Origin of the sequence: Tenacibaculum sp. (assembly GCF_048269885.1) — a bacterium.
Taxonomy (GTDB): domain Bacteria; phylum Bacteroidota; class Bacteroidia; order Flavobacteriales; family Flavobacteriaceae; genus Polaribacter.
In genome coordinates this window covers 34,317-51,835 of the sequence record NZ_JBLWTZ010000015.1, presented here as the reverse complement: position 1 = coordinate 51,835, position 17,519 = coordinate 34,317, and the positions used below count along the sequence as shown (strand labels likewise).

General features: G+C 31.8%; 13 protein-coding genes. 7 read left to right on the top strand and 6 right to left on the bottom strand.

Translation table 11 applies throughout. The features are described from left to right. Window positions 1-5: 5 nt before the first annotated feature. On the top strand, window positions 6-2,381 hold the full coding sequence (locus ACN0WY_RS12130; protein ID WP_417800515.1) for a GumC family protein: 2,376 nt from the start codon (window positions 6-8) through the stop codon (window positions 2,379-2,381). A 57-nt stretch (window positions 2,382-2,438) separates the two neighbouring features. Here the strand turns inward: ACN0WY_RS12130 and ACN0WY_RS12125 are convergent, their stop codons facing one another. Then, entirely contained in the window at window positions 2,439-3,176 is a 738-nt protein-coding gene (locus ACN0WY_RS12125; RefSeq protein WP_330488753.1) for a tyrosine-protein phosphatase, read from the bottom strand. A gap of 143 nt (window positions 3,177-3,319) precedes the next feature. Here ACN0WY_RS12125 and ACN0WY_RS12120 point away from each other — a divergent pair, with 143 nt between their 5' ends. Further along, window positions 3,320-4,177, top strand: coding sequence for an N-acetylglucosamine kinase (locus ACN0WY_RS12120; RefSeq protein ID WP_417800514.1), 858 nt, complete (start codon window positions 3,320-3,322; stop codon window positions 4,175-4,177). On the opposite strand, the gene ACN0WY_RS12115 is transcribed toward ACN0WY_RS12120, so the two are convergent. Both ACN0WY_RS12115 and gldJ read right to left on the bottom strand, forming a co-directional pair. After that, window positions 4,169-5,422 (bottom strand): UDP-N-acetylmuramoyl-tripeptide--D-alanyl-D-alanine ligase, encoded by a 1,254-nt coding sequence (locus tag ACN0WY_RS12115; protein WP_417800513.1) that lies wholly within the window; start codon window positions 5,420-5,422, stop codon window positions 4,169-4,171. The two genes, ACN0WY_RS12120 and ACN0WY_RS12115, sit on opposite strands and share 9 nt — an antisense overlap. 64 nt (window positions 5,423-5,486) lie before the next feature. Beyond that, entirely contained in the window at window positions 5,487-7,187 is a 1,701-nt protein-coding gene (gldJ, locus tag ACN0WY_RS12110) for a gliding motility lipoprotein GldJ (RefSeq protein WP_330488756.1), read from the bottom strand. A gap of 369 nt (window positions 7,188-7,556) precedes the next feature. Between gldJ and porV the strand changes: the two genes are divergently transcribed. The 5 genes from porV to ACN0WY_RS12085 all read left to right on the top strand — a co-directional run bounded on the left by porV (window position 7,557) and on the right by ACN0WY_RS12085 (window position 13,927). After that, the gene (gene porV / locus ACN0WY_RS12105; protein WP_330488757.1) at window positions 7,557-8,651 is read left to right on the top strand and encodes a type IX secretion system outer membrane channel protein PorV; all 1,095 of its coding nucleotides are present in this window, start codon (window positions 7,557-7,559) and stop codon (window positions 8,649-8,651) included. An 82-nt stretch (window positions 8,652-8,733) separates the two neighbouring features. Next, window positions 8,734-9,216 carry a cytidine deaminase gene (gene cdd / locus ACN0WY_RS12100; RefSeq protein WP_330488758.1) on the top strand — a complete coding sequence of 161 codons (483 nt, stop codon included), beginning with the start codon at window positions 8,734-8,736 and terminating at the stop codon, window positions 9,214-9,216. 171 nt (window positions 9,217-9,387) lie between these two features. Continuing rightward, window positions 9,388-10,452 carry a 3-oxoacyl-ACP synthase III family protein gene (locus ACN0WY_RS12095; protein WP_417800512.1) on the top strand — a complete coding sequence of 355 codons (1,065 nt, stop codon included), beginning with the start codon at window positions 9,388-9,390 and terminating at the stop codon, window positions 10,450-10,452. Window positions 10,453-10,521: 69 nt separating this feature from the next. Beyond that, window positions 10,522-12,057, top strand: a complete 1,536-nt coding sequence (gene guaA, locus ACN0WY_RS12090; RefSeq protein ID WP_417800511.1) for a glutamine-hydrolyzing GMP synthase — start codon at window positions 10,522-10,524, stop codon at window positions 12,055-12,057. Window positions 12,058-12,088: 31 nt separating this feature from the next. Continuing rightward, window positions 12,089-13,927, top strand: coding sequence for a PBP1 and LysM peptidoglycan-binding domain-containing protein (locus ACN0WY_RS12085; RefSeq protein WP_417800510.1), 1,839 nt, complete (start codon window positions 12,089-12,091; stop codon window positions 13,925-13,927). A 371-nt stretch (window positions 13,928-14,298) separates the two neighbouring features. Here ACN0WY_RS12085 and rfbB read toward each other — a convergent pair whose 3' ends face one another. The 3 genes from rfbB to rfbA are packed head-to-tail and all read right to left on the bottom strand — an operon-like array spanning window position 14,299 to window position 16,806. After that, window positions 14,299-15,345 (bottom strand): dTDP-glucose 4,6-dehydratase, encoded by a 1,047-nt coding sequence (gene rfbB, locus ACN0WY_RS12080; RefSeq protein WP_417800509.1) that lies wholly within the window; start codon window positions 15,343-15,345, stop codon window positions 14,299-14,301. Between the two features lie 28 nt (window positions 15,346-15,373). Beyond that, entirely contained in the window at window positions 15,374-15,928 is a 555-nt protein-coding gene (gene rfbC, locus ACN0WY_RS12075; protein ID WP_417800508.1) for a dTDP-4-dehydrorhamnose 3,5-epimerase, read from the bottom strand. After that, on the bottom strand, window positions 15,928-16,806 hold the full coding sequence (gene rfbA, locus ACN0WY_RS12070; protein WP_417800507.1) for a glucose-1-phosphate thymidylyltransferase RfbA: 879 nt from the start codon (window positions 16,804-16,806) through the stop codon (window positions 15,928-15,930). Before rfbA ends, rfbC begins: the two co-directional genes overlap by 1 nt. Window positions 16,807-17,519: the final 713 nt, after the last annotated feature.

Genomic DNA, 17,519 nt, shown 5'->3' with positions numbered 1-17,519 from the left:
TAGCTATGAGTAACGAACAATATTCTCCACAGTTAGAAAAAAACGATACTATTAACATTAGAGCAGAATTAGAAAAATACTTAATTCACTGGAAATGGTTTATTTTAGGGATAATCCTAACTTTAATAGGGGCTTTTTTATATTTAAGATACAGTACATCTAAATATGATGCATCCACTACCATTTTAATAAAGAACGACAAACAAGGGGGTATCTCAGAAGAACTCGCAGCCTTTGAAGACTTAGGAATTGTAGGAGGGTCTAGTAAAAACATTGATAATGAAATAGAGATTATTAAATCTAGAAAACTTATTAAAAATGTTATAGAAACCTTAAATTTAAATATATCTTATATAACTGAGGGACGAATTAAAGAATCTGAAGTTTATAAAAATGCTCCCATTCAATTTACTGCGATTGATTCTACCTCTGAAATTTTAAATAAAATCGATACCGTGTTTAATGTAGAGATTTTATCTGCTGATAAATTTCGTTTAAAAGACTCTGAGAATAACGTAGTTTCTGAAAATAATTTTGATCAACCTATAATCGACAAGAAGCTTGGTGAATTTAAAATTGAGCAATCTTCCGTATTTGATTTAAATAATATTGGTGATAACATAAAGATTTCAGTTCGTTCAATTACAAAAGTAATAGATAGTTATCAAAATAGAATTAACATATCTCCTGTAAGTAAAAAGTCTAGTGTTTTAAGACTATCATTACAATCTTCCATAAAAGAAAAAGCCGAAGATGTATTGGATGAATTAGTAAAACAATATAACCTTGATGCAATAAACGACAAAAAGGAAGTTTCTGAGAAAACTAGTGGTTTCATTTCAGAACGATTAAATAATGTTGCAATAGAGTTAGGAAGGCTTGATGATAATGTCAAAACTTTTAAAGATAAAAACAACATTACTGATATTGAATCTGAAGCTCAACTAGTTTTACAAACTAATACAGAGAATCGCAAAAAATTAATAGAGGCATCTACAGAATTAAGCTTGGCTAAATCTTTAAATAAAGAATTAGACAAGAATGATTATTTACCAGCTAATTTAGGCTTGTCAGATGCTAATATTGGTAACTCGATTAACGAGTACAATCAGTTAATGGCACAATTAAAACGTTTAGAAAAAAGTGCGGGATCTAAAAACACTGTCCTTATAGACGTACAAGAAAACCTTACTAGCTTAAGAAGTTCTCTAAAAAGAAGCCTAGAAAATACTGTAAACTCTTTGCAAATTAAAGTAAATAGTTTACAGCGAGAAGCCAATCGATTTAACACCAAAATTTCTTCTATTCCATCTAAAGAAAGAGAGTTTTTAGATATTGCAAGACAAAAAGAAATTATAGCAGGTTTGTATTCTTACTTATTAAAAAAGAAAGAAGAAACTGCTATTTCTCTTACAGCAACCGCTGTTCCTAATGCAAAAATTATTGATAAAGCCTATGCTTCTAACATTCCCGTTAGTCCAAAGAAAAAAATTATCTACCTAGCAGCATTGCTTCTCGGATTAATAATTCCTTTTATTATAATTTATTTAAGAGATTTATTAGACACTAAAGTACACACGAGAAAAGATATTACAGAGTTAACTTCTATACCTTTCTTAGGTGATATCCCTCATTCTGAAACTAAAGAAAAAATAGTGATTAATGAAGGGGCACGTTCAAGTACTGCTGAAGCTTTTAGGCTCATAAGAACGAACTTGGATTTCATGATGCCAAATAAAGATAAAGATGAAAAAGGGCAAACCATTTTTATCACGTCAACTACTAGTGGAGAAGGAAAATCTTTTGCTTCTATTAATTTAGCTGCATCCTTATCTTTATCAGGTAAGAAAGTTATTTTAGTAGGTATGGATTTAAGAGCTCCTAAAATCACTGAATACTTAGAGCTTCCTGATAGAAAAGGAATTACCAATTATCTTACTAGTAATATAGAATTAGATTCATTGAAGTTTTCAATAGAAGAAATTCCTGATTTAGACATAATCTCTTCAGGAACGATTCCGCCCAACCCTGCTGAATTACTGATGAATAATAAAATAGAATTGTTATTCAAGACCTTAGAAGCTAAATATGATTACGTTATAATAGACACCGCTCCTGTAAGTTTAGTAACCGATACTTTACTGATTGCAAAGTACTCAGATATTGTACTATATGTTAGTAGAGCAAACTACTTGGATAAACGCATGCTAATAATTCCTGAAACTCTTTACAGAGATAAAAAGCTTAAAAATTTAGCTATTATTTTAAATGACACCGACTTAAAACGCGGCTATGGGTATGGCTATGGGTATGGCTATGGGTATGGCTATGGAGTAGGTCAAGGAGGCAACAGACCTTGGTATAAAAGGATATTTAGTTAGCACTAATTAAACATTAATTTACGACATAAAAAAAGGAAGCTTAAAAGCTTCCTTTTTTTATGCAAACATTTTATTGTTATCTAATAATTTTTCAATTTGTTTTTTTGTTTTAACCGTTCCGATTTTCTGTAATAGGTTTAAATGATTATGGTGATGCGTGTCTGTACCAACAAAATCATACATTCCTTCATTTAATAATTTTTGCGCAGTCTTTTGTACTCCTTTCCCATATTGTTCCGTTAAGGATAAAAGATTTAACTGGAAAACACAGCCAGATTTCTTTAATTTATAAAAGTTTTGAAAATCATTATGGTAAAAATTATACCTTTCAGGATGTGCTAAAACAGGCTTATATCCTTTCAATTGTATTTCAAATAGTATATCATATAAATTATAGGGTGCGTTGAAATATGACATTTCTACGAGTATGTAATTATCTTTAAGAACTAAAATATCATCAGCTTTGAGTCTTTCTACAAAACGTTCATCCATCATATATTCTGCCGCAGCTCTTATTGAAACATCGTCAAATTTCTTCTCTTTTAAAGCTCTTTTTACTTCTTCTAACTTATTTTTTATAATTTCAGTTGAGTTAGGATAAACATCTCCTAAAACATGCGGGGTTGTGACAAAATTCTTAATTCCATAGGAATGCATTTTTGATATTAATGAAATAGTATGTGCTATATCCTTGGCTCCATCATCAATTCCTGGTAGTAAATGTGAATGAATATCTACAAACCCATCAGGAAAAACATCTTTTAAAGGAATTTCTTTTTTTTTGAAAAAAAACATAGTAAGGTGAAATATTTATATTCTACAAATTTAAACTAATAAACTTACTATACGATAACAAACTTTATTCCTTTTTGTTTAAAACAATTAAACAATTGTCATTTAATTTTGATAATATATATTTGACTCATAAAAAACACTGTATGATTTTAATTGCCGATGGTGGCTCTACCAAAGCTGATTGGATTGCTCTCGATAGTGCTAAAGAAGAACTTTTTAGAACTACTACACTTGGTTTAAACCCTTCTGTACTCACAGAACAAGAAATGCTTAGCACCATTAATAATGCTGATGATTTATTAAAAGTACAAAACGATGCCTTAGAAGTTCATTTTTACGGAGCTGGTTGTGGAAGTCCTACAGCAGCAAAAAGTTTACAACACATTTTAAAATTAATATTTACAAAAGCCACTGTTTTTGTTTCTGAAGATACTTTAGCAGCTGTTTATGCAAGTGCTGGTAATACCCCTGGTATTGTCTGTATCTTAGGAACAGGCTCTAACAGTTGTTTTTATGATGGTAAAAGTATCATTACAACAGCTCCTTCGTTGGGCTATACTATTATGGATGAAGCAAGTGGTAATTATTTTGGCAAAACACTATTACGTGATTTTTACTATAATAAAATGCCTGAAAAAATGGCTTCAGCATTCAAGAATTCTTTTGATCTTGATCCTGATGTTGTGAAAATGAATTTGTACAAAAACCCTTATCCAAATATGTACTTAGCTTCTTTCGCTAAATTTATGCTAAAATACAAGCACGAAAAATATGTTAGAAAAATAATCAAAAAAGGAATTCAAGAGTTTTTTAAGTATCGTATTCTTCCTTTTAAAAAGGATAAGCAAACTCCTATTTATTTTATTGGATCAATTGCTTATTATTTTCAAGACATTTTAGACAATGTTGCCTCAAAAAACAACTTATCTATTGCTAAAGTAATTAAACGCCCTATTGATAATTTAGTAGACTTCCACCGAAACAGTTCTTTTTTAAAATAATGCTACAACTCTTTCTAGAGCCATTCCTCTAGAACCTTTTACTAAAATTGTACTATTATTTATTGGATTGTTTTTTATGTATGCTTCAAATTCATAAAAATTCTTAAACTTTTTATGTTCCGTAAGTGTATTGTAAAAGTTTTCTCCGATAAAGAAAGCCTGTTCTAAGCCCAATTTCTCTGTCAGGTTAACGATGTTCTGATGCTCTTTTGAGCTGTATTCTCCTAACTCAAACATATCTCCTAGAATTATTGTTTTATTGTTAGTTTGTAGTTTACTGAAACTCTCCAAAGCAGCTTCCATACTTGTTGGATTAGCATTGTAAGCATCTAAAATTATTTTATTAGCATCGGTGTGTATTACTTGAGATCTGTTATTGGACGGAACATAACTTTCAATTGCCTTCTTTATTCGTTCTAAGGGTACTTTAAAGTAATTACCAATGGTGATAGCTGCTGAGATATTCGAAAAATTATACGCTCCAATTAAACTACTTAATATCATTGTTTTTTTATACGAAAGCTTTACAAAGGGATTTGCTTCTGTAAAGTTTATACTTTCTTCAAAAGAAATTGTTTCTATCCCTATTGTTTTTGCTACTTGCTTTGCATCTTTAGGATTTACAAAAACTTTTTTACCGTGTGCTCTTAAAAAATCATATAATTCTGATTTGGCTTTAACGACTCCTTCAAGAGAACCAAAACCTTCTAAATGGGCACTTCCGAAATTTGTTATGTATCCATAATCTGGATTTGCTATTTTTGATAAAAGCTCAATCTCTTTTGCATGATTTGCTCCCATCTCAATTATTCCTATCTCTGTTGTGTTATTCATTGACAGTAAAGTCAATGGTACTCCAATATGATTATTTAGGTTTCCTTTAGTAGCAGTTGTATTATACGTTGTTGAAAGAACAGCATTTATTAATTCTTTTGTAGTTGTTTTACCGTTACTTCCTGTTAAAGCAATTATAGGAACCTGCAATTGATTCCTGTGATAATTTGCTAGTTCTTGAAGTGTTTCTAAAACATTTTTAACTAGAATCTGCTTTTTTGAAGTTTTATACTCAGCTTCATCAATTACTGCATAGCTGGCTCCTTTATTGATAGCTTCATCAGCAAACTTATTCCCATTAAATTGTTCACCTTTTAAAGCAAAAAAAAGTGTATTCTTTCTAATATTTCTAGTATCTGTATCTACTAAACCATGAGTGATATACAGTTCATATAAATCTTCTATCTTCATATTGTAAAAATAAAAAACCTCATTGAGATACAATGAGGTTCTAATATAATTTTAAGTTCAATTATTATTTCACTTTATCTGGTATAGCGGTTTTTCTTTTGTTTAAAACCATTGGTCCCATTTTATCAGTAGCACATCTAAATCCAATGTAGTTTGTTGCCATATATTCTGGAAAATACCTTCTCTGTGCTGGGTCTAACCAGTACTCTCTATCTGCCCAAGAACCACCTTTGTATACTCTAGACTTATCACTAATTAACGTTGTTCTTCTCTTATCATCGTATTTATAGTTATTAATAACATTTCCTAAAGTATCTATCTCTGCTTCTGGTTTTTGAGGAGAATTATACATTCTTGTCGAACGATCTAATTGATCTTTATCCAATCCATAAAACTTAGAAGAAGCTTGATCTCCATCACCTAAACTCGAATTGTTCGCTAAGTTATAGTTTCTTCTCATATAAGTATCTTCTTTTGTAATAGGAATATACTTAACACTTCCTGGTAAATCTTTAGGTACTATTCGACCATTTTCTAAAGTATCGTACTGAACTTCTCCATCACCTACTATAACAACTTTACCATCTTCATTAATTAGCTTTTTAGTAAAGATATTACCTCTAAAGTAGTTAAAGTCATTTGCTTCTGAATCTATAATTGGTCGATAAACATCTTGCACCCATTCTGAAACATTACCAGACATATCATATAGTCCAAATGCATTAGGAGGGTAACTTCTTACCGCATTTGGGATATCCGATCCATCACTACTCCATCCTGCAATACCACTATAATCCCCTTTTCCTTGTTTAAAGTTGGCTAACTGATCTCCTCTTCTTCTCTTATCTCGATCACGAGTATATTTTCCACTCCAAGCATATTTCTTTCTACCTCTAATGTTGTTATATTCACGATTTTCAAAAATGGCTTTTGCAGCATATTCCCACTCAACCTCTGTTGGCAGTCTAAATTTTTGAGATAAAATACCATCTGAAGAGGTAACTTGTCTACCTGTAAAAGTTCCTTTAGCTGGTTTTGGTTCTCCTTTTACTCTTGGTACAGGAATTCCTTTTTTATAGATTGTTGAATCTCCATCGAAAATAGCGTATGGATCTGTTAAATAAGTGTCCGTATCAAAATTGTTTTCGCCTTTAAAGCTTACAGAATCTTCTTTAAATATATTTTTGATAACTCCTTTGTCCATTAAAATTTTTAAGTTCACAGCATTTGTACGCCATTTACAATACTTGTTTGCCTGTATCCAACTAACACCTACCACAGGATATTCTGCATAAGATGGATGTCTTAAATAACTTTCTGACAACAAATTAGTATTCCCCAATCCTTTTCTCCAAACTAATGTATCTGGTAAAATAGATGGATAAATATTTTTAAACTGAGGATCTTCTGGAGAGAATACATCTTTGGTGTATTGCATGAATAGTCCGTATTCAGCATTAGTTACCTCTGTTTCGTCCATGTAAAAAGTACGAACGTGCATTTTTTGAGGGGTTGTGTTCCAATCAAACATAACATCATCTTGTACCAATCCCATAGTAAAGGTACCTCCTTCAATATGTACCATTCCCGGAGGAACATTTTTTCCTTCTTTGTACTCTCCCTTCAAATAACCTCCATAATTAGGATCATTAAAGTTCCAACCAGTTAATGAAGATTTACTCGACCCACCTCCATTACTCTTACAAGAAGTAATTAATAAACCAGTGATCGCTAATAAACTAAATAATTTCAACGTACTTTTCATGTATTTTTAACTGTTTTTTAAGGGTGTCGCAATTTACAATATTTCTAATTCCTTACAACTAATTTATCTATAAATTCGTATTTAGTTACCTTGTCTATGCAAGATTACAAACGACAGTTTTTATACTTTAGTATTACGAATCTAAGAAAAAGATTAAAATGTTGACTATTAAATTTTAATATTTAACGGTAAAAATAATTTCTTTTTAATTCTAACAATGCCGTATAATATTATCTCCGTAATATCGTTACCTTATTAAACTAATAGATAAACTTTTAGATTTTGTATTACCAAAAGTTTAAAAAAAGCTATTAATTACTAACTCCCCCAAAAAATTATATATTTGCTAAACAATTAATCAAATTTTACATGAAAAAATTATCTATCGTATTATTTTTTGTGTGCTTTACCCTTCAAAATAAAGCGCAAGCCCAAACATCAATAAATACCACGGCAATGCCCTTTTTATTGATTACACCTGATGCTCGTGCTGGTGGTATGGGAGATATTGGAGTTGCTACATCGTCAGATGCCTTTTCCATCTTTCACAACCCTGCAAAAACTGCATTTAATCAAAACAGAATAAGCATAGGACTTAACTATACGCCTTGGCTTAGAAACTTAACGGACGATATTTTTGTTGGTGGAGGTTCGTATGTTAATAGATATAGTGAAAAATCAGCTTGGGGAGTTGATTTAAAGTATTTTTCTCTTGGAGAAGTGAATTTAACAACTACAGATGGTGATCCTAACGGAACAGAAAACCCTAATGAATTGGCTATTACTGGTATATATTCATTAAAGTTGAGTGAAACTTTTTCTATGGGAATTGGCTTAAAGTACATTCATTCTAATTACAAAATAAGAAGCAATGATTCTAATCTTGAAGCCGTGAATTCTTTTGCTGTTGACGTTTCTGGTTATTACCAATCTAAAGAAGAAAACTTTGGAAGCTTTAACGGACGTTACCGATTAGGTTTTAACATCGCCAATATTGGTCCGAAAGTTGAATACAGTCCTGGAGTTCCAAACTTTATCCCGACTAATGCTAAAATCGGTGGTGGTTTTGACTTCATATTTGATGATAGAAATATTTTGGGGCTTAACTTAGAGTTCACAAAACTATTGGTTCCTTCTAGTCCTAATTCTGAAAGAGGTTGGTTCGAAGGAATGTTTACTTCTTTAGGAGATAGAAGTTTTAGTGAGGAATTACAAGAAACAACTTGGGCCTTAGGTGCTGAATACTTATACAACAATGCCTTTGCTGTAAGAGCTGGTTATTTTCATGAAAGTGAAGAAAAAGGACAACGTCAGTATTTTACTTTAGGTACAGGATTTACTGCAAGAGCTTTTACTTTAGATTTATCTTATCTAATAAATACAGCAGCTGTTAACAACCCGTTAGAAAATACATTGCGTTTTTCTTTATCCTTTGATTTAGGAGAACTATATGAAGTATATTAAAAAATAGTATTTTTTTTATAAATTCGTATTCAGAATACAAAAGCAGTCTTACCGGCTGCTTTTTTTGACTAATTTATTTACGATGAAGAAAATAGATATTACCACTACAGCCACTTTATACAATAATGTTTCACAGTTGTCAACTGAGGATGCTCTTTTAATGGAAAAAGCTGTTGAAGCAAGGCAAAAAGCTTATGCTCCCTACTCTAAATTTAATGTGGGTGCAGCAGTGCTACTTGATAACGGAAAAATTATTTTAGGAAATAATCAAGAAAGTGCTGCCTACCCTTCTGGTATGTGCGCTGAGCGTGTTGCTATTTGGAAAGCAGCTTCTGAATTTCCAAACATGAGAGTACAAAAAATAGCCATAACAGCAGCATCTGAAAACGCAACAGTAAACAAACCTGTTGGTCCTTGTGGTGCATGCCGCCAAACATTATCAGAATATGAAATAAATCAACAGCACTCTATTGAGATAATTTTTATGGGAGAAGTTGGTCAAATTATAAAAACCGAATCACTACTTTCTTTATTACCATTTTCCTTTGACAGTTCCTATTTATAACCCCCAAGCATAAGAATCATAAAAAAAGCTCACTTGTGTTTATAAAAAAACAAAAGCTCCTTTATTTTTTAAGAATATCGTAATTCTAAAAAAATGACTGTAAATAAAGAGGTTATCGGTAATAAAAATGTTTTATTTGTAATTACTCAACCTTAAAAATTAGTATTTCTAATGAAACTATCGGTAATTACAGGAACAGGTTCCTTCATTCCATCAATAAAAAAAGAAAACAATCAATTTAATGATAACTTATTTTTAAATGCTGATGGATCGTCCTTTAATAATTCAAATCCTGTAATTATTGAAAAATTCAAGTCCATAACAGGTATTGAAGAGCGTCGTTATGCCAAACCAGTATACAAAGCCTCAGATCTTGGCTTTTTTGCTGCTAAAAAAGCAATTGAAGATGCTAATATTGATCCAGAGGAATTAGATTACATCATTTTTGCTCATAATTTTGGAGATGTTAAAAAAGATGCTATTCAAAGCGATATTCTTCCAAGTTTGGCTACTCGTGTAAAACATTTATTACAAATAGAAAACCCAAATTGTGTTGCCTACGATATTTTATTTGGTTGCCCTGGTTGGGTTGAAGGTGTTATTCAAGCACAGGCATTTATAAAAGCGGGGATTGCTAAAAAATGTTTGGTTATTGGTGGAGAAACTTTATCGAGAGTTGTTGATGTAAACGATCGCGACTCTATGATTTATAGCGATGGCGCTGGTGCTTGTATCGTTGAAGCTACGGATAAAGGCGATAGTGGAATTTTAAGTCATGCTTCACAAACTTTTACTAAAGAAGAAGCTTATTACCTATTCTTCGGAAATTCTAATGATAAAAATAAGGATAACGATGTGCGTTATATAAAAATGCATGGGCGAAAAATTTATGAATTTGCTTTGACCAATGTTCCAAAAGCAATGCAAACTGCTTTAGATAAAAGCGGAAAATCGATCGATGATGTAAAAAAAGTGTTCATTCATCAGGCTAATGAAAAAATGGATGAAGCTATTATTAAGCGTTTTTATCGTTTGTACAAAAAACCAATACCTGAAGGAATAATGCCTATGAGCATTCATAAATTAGGTAATAGTTCGGTAGCGACAGTCCCAACCCTACTCGATTTAGTTTTGAAAGGCGCTATTGAAAATCAAGAAGTAAAAAAAGGGGATGTTATTATACTTGCTTCGGTAGGTGCTGGTATGAACATCAATGCAATTGTGTACAAGTATTAAAGTTTATTAGTGGTACAATTTCTTACTAAATATTCTCGCAAATCTAAAATGTAAGTACTATTTTTGCGCATGCAACAACACAACGTACTTATATTAGATTTCGGATCGCAATACACACAGTTAATTGCGCGCCGCGTAAGGGAATTAAACATCTATTGTGAAATTCATCCTTACAACAAAATACCACAAAACTTAAACGATTTTAAAGCTGTAATCCTTTCTGGAAGTCCATCATCAGTTCGTTCCGAAGAAGCTCCTCATCCAGACTTATCTGAAATTAGAGGTAAAAAACCATTATTAGCAGTGTGCTATGGAGCACAATATCTAGCACATTTTTCTGGTGGTTTAGTTGCTCCTTCTAATACTCGTGAATATGGTAGAGCAAATTTATCTTTTATTAAAGAAGGTGAAGAGTTCTTTAATAATATTTCAGAAGGGAGTCAAGTTTGGATGAGCCATTCCGACACAATTAAGGAGTTACCAACAGACGGAACTTTGTTAGCAAGTACTCATGATGTAGAAAATGCTGCATACAAAATTGAAGGAGAGACTACCTATGCTATTCAATTTCATCCAGAAGTATATCATTCTACTGATGGAAAACAATTATTACAAAACTTTTTAGTTAATATAGCAGGAGTAGCCCAAACTTGGACACCAGATTCATTCGTTGACGAAACGGTTGCTGAGCTAAAAGCAAAAATAGGTAATGATAAAGTTGTTTTAGGATTATCAGGAGGTGTAGATTCTACCGTAGCAGCAGTTTTACTACACAAAGCTATAGGAAGTAATTTACACTGTATTTTTGTTAACAACGGATTGTTACGAAAAAATGAGTTTACTGACGTATTAAAGCAATACGAAGGTATGGGATTAAACGTTAAAGGAGTAGATGCTTCGGCACGTTTTTTGGAAGAACTTGCGGGATTAAGTGACCCAGAAGCAAAGCGTAAAGCTATTGGTAAAGTTTTTATTGATGTTTTTGATGATGAAGCACATCAAATAGAAGATGCTAAATGGCTAGCTCAAGGAACGATTTATCCAGATGTGATTGAATCAGTTTCTGTAAACGGTGGGCCTTCGGCAACAATTAAAAGTCATCACAACGTAGGTGGTTTACCTGATTTTATGAAATTGAAAATAGTAGAGCCTCTACGCATGATTTTTAAAGATGAAGTACGTCGTGTAGGTGCTTCTATGGGAATCGACAAAGAGTTATTAGGTCGTCATCCTTTTCCTGGCCCTGGTTTGGCTATTAGAATTTTAGGTGATATTACCGCAGAAAAAGTTCGTATTTTACAAGAAGTTGATGCTGTATTCATCAATGGTTTAAAAGAAAGTGGATTATACGATAAAGTATGGCAAGCAGGTGCTATTTTATTACCTATAAACTCTGTTGGGGTTATGGGAGATGAAAGAACCTATGAAAAAGTAGTTGCCTTAAGAGCTGTAGAAAGTACAGATGGTATGACAGCAGATTGGGTTAATTTACCTTATGAATTTTTACAAAAAACATCAAATAAAATAATAAATAATGTAAAAGGTGTAAATAGAGTTGTATATGATATTAGCTCTAAACCACCAGCAACAATTGAATGGGAATAAAAATCCATTATTAATTTCAAAAAAAGAGTAGATGAAGAAATTACAGTTTTTACTATTAGTTTGTATTTTAACTTTTACCGTTTCTTGTGGTCAGCAAAAACGTTACGTTTCGTACAAAATCCAAGAAGGAGAAACGATGCGAGACATTGCGAATCGTTTGGACATGAAAACAAAAGATTTATTACGCTTAAATCCCGATGTTGGAAGACGTCCAGAAGCAAATACAGTAATTGTAATTCCAAATCCTAAAATTAAAAAAAGTACTTCTTCATCTACTACTTCTTCTCCTGAAGAAGAAACTATTAGTACAGACACCTCTAACGAAGAAACTATTTCTAAAGATGGTTATGAAATAGCTAAAGATACTATCTTTCAACAAACCATTGTGGAATATGAAACGCATATAGTACAAAAAGGTGAAACAGTATATCGTATTACTAAACAATATGACATTACTAAAGATGACTTAATCAAATTCAATCCGGAGTATACTAATATTCAAAGTAATAACCTTAGTATCGGTCAGGTTTTAAAGGTCAAGGAAATAAAGAAAACAATTACTATTAATAAAAAAGAGGTTTTAGAAAAGTTCTTAACGCATACTGTAAAGAGCAAAGAAACTATATACAGTTTAACTCGTTTTTATAATGTTTCTAAAGAGGATTTAATACAGTTGAATCCTGAATATCCCGATTTAGCCGACAACAAATTATCTATAGGACAGTTATTAAAAATTAAACCTATTGAAGAGGTTAATGAAGCTGAAAATTATTCTTTTTACAAAGATTATATTCAAGAAGACGCTTCAATAAACCTTGCTATTTTACTACCTTTTAAAGCAAGTGAATATAAAGAAAAATCTAGTAACGATATTTTTGAAAACAATCAATTAGCTAATATGGTTACTGATTTTTATTTAGGAGCAGAAATTGCCATTGACTCTATTCAAAAACAAGGAGTAAACGTATATGTTGATGTTTTTGATACTGGAAATAGAGGAAAAAATATTGCAACTATACTAAATGATAACAAACTTGAAAATACAGATGTTGTTATAGGTCCTTTTTATTCAGATAAAGCTGAAATTGTTGCAGCTGGCGTAAGGGCTCCTGTAATTTTCCCTCATTACTCAAGCAAACAAGATAAATTTTCATCCTCAAAATTGGTTAAAACCTCTCCTGAAAAAAGTAGGTATGCAGCGTACTTAACTTCTTTTCTGAAAGATAGCTACCAAGATCAAGAGATTTTTGTAGTAAGCGATGATCAAAACAGTACTAATAATTTAGTTTCCAAAATTGTATCTGAATTAAAAAAACATGATAGTATCAGTGAAGTACACATCTTAAAACCTAAAGATGGGTATATTAAAAGAGATCGTTTTACCAGTAAAATGACCACAAAAAGACACAATTGGGTCATATTTGCTTCTGAAGATAATGTAGTTGTTGCAGACGCTCTAAATAGTATGATAAGCTTACCAGACAATATAAAAGTACAAGTATTTACAACAGGTAAAGGAAGTGCTTATGATAGGATAGACAATAACAAACTTGCTGGTATTAATTTTACCTTTGTTTCAAATACTTATACTGATGAAGATGCTATAGAAACGAAGGCTTTTAATAAAAAATATTTAGAAAAGAACAATACCATTCCTTCTGATTATGCTGTCAAAGGTTTTGATATTACCTATGACATTTTAATGCGTTTAGCTTCGGGTGAAGACCTTACAAGCACCTTTAAAAAAGGGGTTTCTTTACGTGTAGAGAATAAATTCGACTACCATAAAAAAACATTTGGAAGTAGCACCAATGAAGGTTTATTTATCGTAAAATACAATAGAGACTTAAGTTTAAGTAGGTTAAGATAAATAATACTTAGAATACACATAAATAAAAAACCGAAACTACATAAATTAGTTTCGGTTTTTTATTTATACTATTCACAGATTGCTTCTCCCGAAGTATCGGGTTCGCAATGACGGATATTTATTTTTTTATTCCATTCTTTTTTTGCTTGTCCAAAAAACGAATCAAAAAAGCACACTTTTTAATAGGAATTTCTGCTGCGCAGAACCGTACACAAAATTTCACGGCGTTTCTCACCTGAATCTGGAAACTTCTGAGTACTATTCTTATGAAAAAGAGAGTTTCTCTCTTAAAATTATATCACGACTAATAAACTTCGACAGGCTCGGTTTAACAAAAAGTGTTTTTTATATTTTTTGTAATAGTTTGCTTTCTACTCATACATTTGTTGATAGTATTTTTGATACGCTCCGCTGGTTACATGTTGAACCCAATCTTCATTTTCCAAATACCATTTGACTGTTTTTTTGAGTCCTTCTTCAAACTGTAAAGACGGTTCCCATCCTAATTCATTCTTCAATTTTGAAGAATCTATAGCATAACGAAAATCATGGCCCGCTCTATCGGCTACATAGTTAATTAACTTTTCTGAAGTACCTTCTTCTCTTCCAAGGAGCTTATCTACTGTTTTTATCAATACTTTGATCAAATCAATATTTTTCCATTCATTAAAGCCTCCTATATTGTAGGTATCACCCAATTTTCCTTTATGAAAAATAACATCAATTGCCTTAGCATGATCTTCTACATATAACCAATCTCTAACATTATCTCCTTTTCCATATACAGGCAAGGATTTATTATTACAAATATTATTGATGAATAACGGAATTAGTTTTTCAGGAAATTGGTGTGAGCCATAATTATTAGAACAATTTGAAATTATAATGGGTAATCCGTAAGTATTATGATATGCTCTTACAAAATGATCTGAAGATGCTTTGGATGCTGAATATGGAGAATGCGGATCATACGCTGTTGTTTCTAAAAAGAAGCCTTCTTTTCCTAAAGAACCATATACCTCATCTGTAGAAATATGATAAAATAATTTTCCTTCAAAATTGTCTTTCCAACTATTTTTAGCTGCTTCTAATAAACTCAACGTTCCATAAACATTTGTTTTAACAAACGATAAAGGGTCTGTTATAGAACGATCTACATGCGACTCTGCTGCTAGATGAATAACTCCATCAATTGAATAGGTAGAAAACAATTCTTTCACCAAACCTTCATCGCAAATATCTCCTTTTATAAAGGTGTAGTTTGATTGATGTTCAATGTCTTTTAAGTTCTCTAGATTTCCTGCGTAGGTTAACGCATCTAAATTTATTATGTGATCGTTTGGATAGTTATTTACAAACAATCGCACCACATGAGAGCCTATAAAGCCGGCTCCTCCTGTAATTAATATATTCCTCATGAAAGTTTAGTATATAAACTCAAAGTTACTAATAAATAAACGGAGTTTTTAACTCTATAAAAGTAGAAAGTTGTCGGTCTTTTGAAGAAAGTATTACGTCTTCAGTATCAATTTTCCAATCAATATTCAACGTAGCATCGTTCCATATAATTCCAGCATCGTATTCAGGAGCATACCAATTATCTACTTTGTATGCAAAAACAGCTTCTTTGGATAAAGTTACAAACCCGTGCGCAAAACCTCTTGGAATAAATACTTGTTTTTTATTTTCTTCAGATAACTCTACCGCTATATGTTTACCATAGGTAGGGGAGTTTTTTTGAACATCAACCACTACATCCAATACTTTTCCTTGGATACAACGAACTAGCTTCGCTTGTGCAAAAGGTGGTTGTTGAAAATGTAATCCCCGTAAAACTCCATAAGTCGATTTTGACTCATTATCTTGCACAAAATTTATGTCCCCAATATTATTTTCAAATTCTTTTTGATTGAACGATTCAAAGAAATACCCTCTTTGATCTCCAAAAACTTTTGGTTCAATAACAACTACTTCAGGAATTTCAGTCTTCGTAAAAATCATTATTTCTCTTTTGCTAAGTTTAATAAGTATTGTCCGTAGCTATTTTTTTTCAAAGGTTCTGCTAAATTTCTGACTTGTTCTTTATTGATATACCCCATATAGAGCGCTATTTCTTCTATACAAGCTACTTTTAAACCTTGACGCTTTTCAATAGTTTCAATAAATTGACTTGCTTCTAACAAAGAATCATGTGTTCCTGTATCTAACCAAGCAAAACCACGCCCCATTAATTCTACTTTTAGTTGTTCATTTTCTAAATAATACTGGTTTACAGAAGTGATTTCTAACTCTCCTCTGTTTGATGGTTTTACATTTTTCGCTACTTGAATCACATCATTTGGATAAAAATACAATCCAACCACCGCATAATTAGATTTCGGGTTTTCAGGTTTTTCGATAATCGAAATGGCATTTCCACTAGTATCAAAATCTACCACTCCATAACGTTCAGGATCTTTTACATTATACCCAAAAATGGTGGCTTTCTTTTCTTTTTCTACATTATATATTGCGGATTGTAGCATTTCAGGCAATCCATGGCCATAAAAAATATTATCTCCCAAAATAAGACAAACATCATCACCTCCAATGAATTCTTCACCAATGATGAATGCTTGCGCCAATCCGTCTGGAGAAGGTTGTTCTGCATAATTTAAGCGTATTCCTAACTCGCTTCCATCGCCTAATAACTTTTTAAAACTTGAAAGATCATCAGGAGTAGAAATAATCAGAATCTCTCGAATACCAGCCAACATCAATACTGATAGAGGATAATAAATCATCGGTTTATCATATACTGGAAGCAACTGTTTAGATACTCCTTTAGTAATAGGATATAACCTCGTTCCTGACCCGCCTGCTAGTATAATGCCTTTCATGTAGTACAATTTTGATTTATGAATTACGAATTTTGAATTGTTCGTTTATTCTAAAACAACTTAATCCTTAGTGTATTTTGAGATAATTTTATCAATCTGATCAAATTTTTCCCGTAAAATGTTCTCGATACTATTCCGATTTATTATCGGAATCACTCGAACTGACATGTATTCTTGTCAAATAAACCAATATAAAAATGGGTTAAATTATATATACCTCTTTATGGTATTGCTAAAGTATAGAAAAAATAAACTATTGGGGGGATGAAGTTCTCAATTTTTAGTTTTTAGTGAGGAATTTAGAGTTCTTAATCATTGATTATGCATTATCCATCCTTTCAGTTTAACTACGCTGAATCAAAAGGTTTTTCTTTACAGAAATGACAAACAAAACGTCATTTCGAACTGAGTGATAACGAATGTGAGAAATCTTATCAAATAGAATCACTTATAACTTTAAGATTTAGCTACGTTGAACCTAAAGATTTCTACCTTTGGTCGAAATGACATATCCTTTTCTTTTCCCCTTTGTTATTAAGAAGAACGATACTACTGAAGTAATCTGTTTATCTCAAACTATTAATATAAAGATTGCTTTTCCCGATGTGTCGGAATCGCAATAACGAGCTTTTATTTTTACTCCCCATTCATTTTTTGCTTGTCCAAAAAACGAATCAAAAAAGGACACTTTTTCAATAGCAATTTCTTCTGTG